Annotated in this window: 4 protein-coding genes; 2 read left to right on the top strand and 2 right to left on the bottom strand. The window is 78.7% G+C overall.

Annotated features, from left to right (window positions below):
• Both HLB09_RS13630 and dxs read left to right on the top strand, forming a co-directional pair.
• Positions 1-347 (top strand): hypothetical protein (locus HLB09_RS13630; RefSeq protein WP_212771069.1); only part of this gene is annotated, 347 nt, incomplete at its 5' end.
• A 225-nt stretch (positions 348-572) separates the two neighbouring features.
• Positions 573-2,558, top strand: coding sequence for a 1-deoxy-D-xylulose-5-phosphate synthase (gene dxs, locus HLB09_RS13625; RefSeq protein ID WP_171203891.1), 1,986 nt, complete (start codon positions 573-575; stop codon positions 2,556-2,558).
• 21 nt (positions 2,559-2,579) lie between these two features.
• Here dxs and HLB09_RS13620 read toward each other — a convergent pair whose 3' ends face one another.
• Together HLB09_RS13620 and HLB09_RS13615 are read right to left on the bottom strand one after the other, a co-directional pair.
• Positions 2,580-3,905: an HRDC domain-containing protein gene (locus HLB09_RS13620; protein WP_171203890.1), complete on the bottom strand. Its 1,326-nt coding sequence runs from the start codon at positions 3,903-3,905 to the stop codon at positions 2,580-2,582.
• A gap of 193 nt (positions 3,906-4,098) precedes the next feature.
• Positions 4,099-4,416, bottom strand: a 318-nt coding sequence (locus HLB09_RS13615; protein WP_171203889.1) for a response regulator transcription factor, incomplete at its 5' end; no start/stop codon positions are given.

Below are 4,416 nucleotides of genomic sequence, written 5' to 3'. Positions count from 1 at the left end.
CCTTCCTGCCCGTCGTCGTCCTCGCCGCCCGCACCGACCGCTGGACCGACGTCGTCGCGGCGCACGCCCTCTGCTCGGTCGTCTCCCAGCTGCCCCTGCACGTCCTCGCCCGCCAGCCGCGGGTCCTCGCGCGCCTGGCCGTCCTGCACTCCGCGGCGCAGCTCGACGGGCTCCGCCGGGCCGTCGCGACGCTGCGGGCCGACCTGTCCGGCGCCGTCGGGCCGCGCGTCGTCGACGAGGCCCTGGAGGCGCTCGAGGCGGAGCGGCTGCGGCTCCTGGACGTCGAGCGCGGCGCGGTGCTCGTCGAGCAGGCGCTGGGCGGGGCGTCCGTCGTGCCGGTGCTCTAGACCGGTGCTCCGGGGCGGTGCTCCGGGGCGGGCGAGTCCGGCGGCGGACGGGTGCGCTGGGGTCGGCCCCGGTCGGCGACCTACAGTGGCAGCCCCCGGGCGGGCGCCCGGGGCGCGGAGACGAGGTGGTGCACGGTGTCGAGCGCGGAGGCGGCCGGACCGGTCGGCGGGACGTCGGACGACCCGGCCGAGGGGGCGCCGGGGCGGCGTCCCGGGTCCGCGGTGGTGCCGACGGGGCCCGCGCCGGTGCTCCCGCGCGTCCGGGGCCCGCAGGACCTGCGCGTCCTCGGCCCCGACGAGCTGCGCCGCCTCGCGGAGGAGGTGCGCGTCCACCTCGTCGAGTCGGTGGCCCGCACCGGCGGCCACCTCGGCCCGAACCTCGGCGTCGTCGAGCTGACCATCGCGGTCCACCGGGTCTTCGACTCGCCCTCCGACACGGTGGTCTTCGACACCGGGCACCAGTCCTACGTGCACAAGCTGCTGACGGGCCGCCAGGACCTGTCGACGCTGCGGACGCGCGGCGGCGTGGCCGGCTACCCCAGCCGCGCCGAGTCGGACCACGACGTCGTCGAGAACTCCCACGCCAGCACGTCGCTGTCGTGGGCCGACGGCATCGCCCGCGGGCGGGCGCTCACCGGTGAGCCCGGACGGCTCACGGTCGCGGTCGTCGGCGACGGGGCGCTCACGGGCGGCATGGCCTGGGAGGCCCTCAACAACATCGCCGCGGCGCAGGACCGCCCCCTCGTCATCGTCGTCAACGACAACGAGCGCAGCTACGCACCGACCATCGGCGGTCTGGCGCACCACCTCTCGACGCTGCGGGCGACGCGCGGCTACGAGCGCTTCCTCGGGTGGGGCAAGCAGGCGCTGCGCCGGGGAGGGACCCCGGGGCGCCTCGCGTACGACACCCTCCACGGGGTCAAGAAGGGCCTCAAGGACATCGTCGCCCCGCAGGGGATGTTCGAGGACCTGGGTCTGAAGTACCTCGGCCCGGTCGACGGCCACGACCTCGAGGCGCTCGAGCGGGCGCTCGCGGCGGCCAAGGACTTCGGCGGGCCGGTCATCGTCCACGCGCTGACGAACAAGGGCCAGGGGTACGCCCCCGCGCTCGCCGACGCGGCCGACCAGTTCCACGCCGTCGGGGTCATCGACCCGGTGACGGGGGCGCCCGTGCCCGCCGGCGGTGCGCCGAAGCGGGCCTCCTGGACGTCGGTGTTCGCCGACGAGGTGCTCGAGGTGGCGCGGGAGCGGGACGACGTCGTGGGCGTCACCGCCGCGATGCTCATCCCCGTGGGCCTCCACAAGATGGCCGAGGCGATGCCCGACCGGGTCGTCGACGTCGGCATCGCCGAGCAGCACGCCACGACCTCGGCGGCCGGCATGGCCTTCACCGGCCTGCACCCGGTCGTCGCGCTCTACGCGACCTTCCTCAACCGCGCCTTCGACCAGGTGCTCCTCGACGTCGCCCTGCACCGGGCCGGGGTGACCTTCGTCCTCGACCGCGCCGGGATCACCGGGCCGGACGGGCCCAGCCACCACGGCATGTGGGACATGGCGCTCCTGCAGCACGTCCCCGGCCTGCGCCTGGCGGCGCCGCGCGACGGGGCGACCCTGCGCGAGGAGCTGCGCGAGGCCGTCGCCGTCGACGACGCCCCCACGGTCGTGCGCTTCCCCAAGGGCTCCGCGCCGGAGGACGTCCCGGCCCTCGAGCGCCTCGGCGGGCCGCAGGCGTGGGGCGCACCGGACCTGCTGGCGCGCAGCGGCGCCCGGCGTGGCGGGGGCGGGGCGGACGTCCTCGTCGTCGCCGTCGGCGCCCTCGCCGCGCTCGGCCTGGACGTCGGACGTCGGCTCGACGCGCAGGGCGTGTCCTCGACCGTCGTCGACCCGCGCTGGGTCCTGCCCGTGCACCCCGCGCTGCTGGAGGCGTGCGCGGCGCACCGCCTCGTCGTCGTCGTCGAGGACGGGCTGCGCACCGGTGGCGTCGGCTCGCGGCTGCGCGACGAGCTGGCCGACGCCGGCGTGCGCGTCGACGTCCGCTGCGTCGGCGTGCCCGTCGCTTTCGTCGACCACGCCGAGCGGGCGCAGGTCCTCGAGGAGCTGGGCATCACCGCCCAGGACGTCGCCCGCGACGTGCTCGAGCGGGTGGCCGCCCTCGACGGCGACGCCGGGGCGGGTGCCGGCCCCGCCGAGCAGGTGCGCTCGCAGGGCTGAGCCGCTCGGGGCGCGCCGGGCTCAGGCGGGGGCGCCGCCGGGGGCGTCCGCGGCGCCCCGCATCGCGACCGCGAGGTCCGGCGCCAGGAGGTCGACCTGCCACGGACGGGCGCCGCCCGCGGCCAGGGCGCGGCGCAGGCCGGCCTCGTCGAGCGGGGAGGGCGGCTCCCAGCAGGTGCGCCGCAGCAGGTCCGGCTGCAGGAGGTTCTCGACGGGGACGTCCAGCTCCTCGGACCGGGCGGCGACGACGTCGCGCGCCGCGGCCAGGCGTGCCGCGGCGGCCGGGTCCTTGTCCTTCCACGAGCGCGGGGGCGGGGGCCCGCTGGACGGCGTGGAGGTGGGGGGCAGGTCGCGCTCGGGCAGCGCCTGGCCGCGGCGCACCGCCTCGAGCCAGGTGGCCGCGCGCCGCCGGTTGGCCGGGCCCGAGAAGACGGGCAGGGCGGCCAGCGCCGCCGGGGAGGTCGGCATCGCCGTCGCGGCCGCGACGACGGCGCGGTCGGGCAGCACGCGGCCGGGGGAGACGTCGCGGCGCTGGGCGATGCGCTCGCGCTCCTCCCACAGCTCGCGGACGACGGCGAGCTGGCGTCGGGAGCGGACGGCGTGCAGGCCCGAGGTGCGGCGCCAGGGGTCCGTGCGCGGCGGGGCGGGCGGCGCGTCGCGGACCGCGGCGAACTCCTGCCGGGCCCAGTCGAGCTTGCCCTGCTCGTCGAGGACGGCGAGGAGCGCGTCCCGCAGCGGCAGGAGCAGCTCGACGTCGAGCGCCGCGTACCGCAGCCACGGCTCGGGCAGCGGGCGCGTGGACCAGTCGACCGCGGAGTGCTCCTTGGCCAGGTCGACGCCGAGGAGCCGCTGGAGGACCGCAGCGAGGCCCACGCGGGGGAAGCCGGCGAGACGGGCGCCGAGCTCGGTGTCGACGAGGTCGCCGCCCGGGCGCATCCCGACGTCGGCGAGGCACGGCAGGTCCTGCCCGGCGGCGTGGAGCACCCACTCGGCGTCGCCGGCGGCGTCGGCGAGGACGGACAGGTCGGGCAGCGCGTCGGGGTCGACGAGCAGCGTGCCCGTGCCCGCCCGGCGCAGCTGGACGAGGAAGGCGCGCTGGCCGTAGCGGTAGCCCGAGGCCCGCTCGGCGTCGACGGCCAGGGGACCGGTGCCCGCGGCGAGGCGCTCCGCGGCGTCGGCGAGGGCGGCGGCGTCGGCCACGACCTCCGGGACGCCCTCGGCGGGCTCGGTGAGCACCGGCAGCGCGGGCGCGTCGTCCTCGGCGGTCGCCGGGGCGTCACCGCTCCCGGGGGCGCCGGCGGGGCCGGGCGGCGCCGCCGCCGCGGTGCGGGGCTGGCCGTCGGTCATGGGGCCACCGTAGGCCCGCCCGCCGCGGTGCCCCGGGAGGTGCTGGTGCTGGTGCCCGTGGTGGGCCCGGTGCCGGGCAGGTGCGGCGGTCGCGCGTCCGTACCCGGTCACGCGACCGCCGCGCACCCGGTGCGGGTGCGCGGCGGCGGAGCAGCGTCGTGGGGCCGTCGGGGCGCGCGGCCGGGTCGGGCGGTCAGCTGACGAGGCCTGCCCGCAGGGTGATGGCGACCATCTCGGCGCGGTCGCCGGTGCGCAGCTTGCGGGCGATGCGGGCGAGGTGGCTCTTGACCGTGAGGGCGGACAGGCCGAGGGCCTCGCCGACGTCGCGGTTCGAGCGGCCCTCGGCGACGAGGGAGATGACCTGGACCTCGCGCTCGGAGAGGTCCTCCCACGCGCCCGTGGGCGGCACGGCGTCGAGGCGGCGCGCCGGGCGCAGGGGGCCGCCGTCCTCGTCGACCGGGTCGACGACGAGGTAGCAGCGGGCGCCCGCGGCCAGGGCGGCGCCCGCGGC

The sequence above is a fragment of the Pseudokineococcus marinus genome, assembly GCF_013004605.1.
GTDB classification, from domain to species: domain Bacteria; phylum Actinomycetota; class Actinomycetes; order Actinomycetales; family Quadrisphaeraceae; genus Pseudokineococcus; species Pseudokineococcus marinus.
Note: the sequence above shows the minus strand (reverse complement) of the source record. Positions and strands in the feature narration are given on the sequence as shown.

What these genes read in the sequence shown, in the direction of transcription:
- HLB09_RS13620 (WP_171203890.1), bottom strand. Translation starts at nt 3,905, where the DNA reads ATGACCGACGGCCAGCCCCGCACCGCGGCGGCGGCGCCGCCCGGCCCC.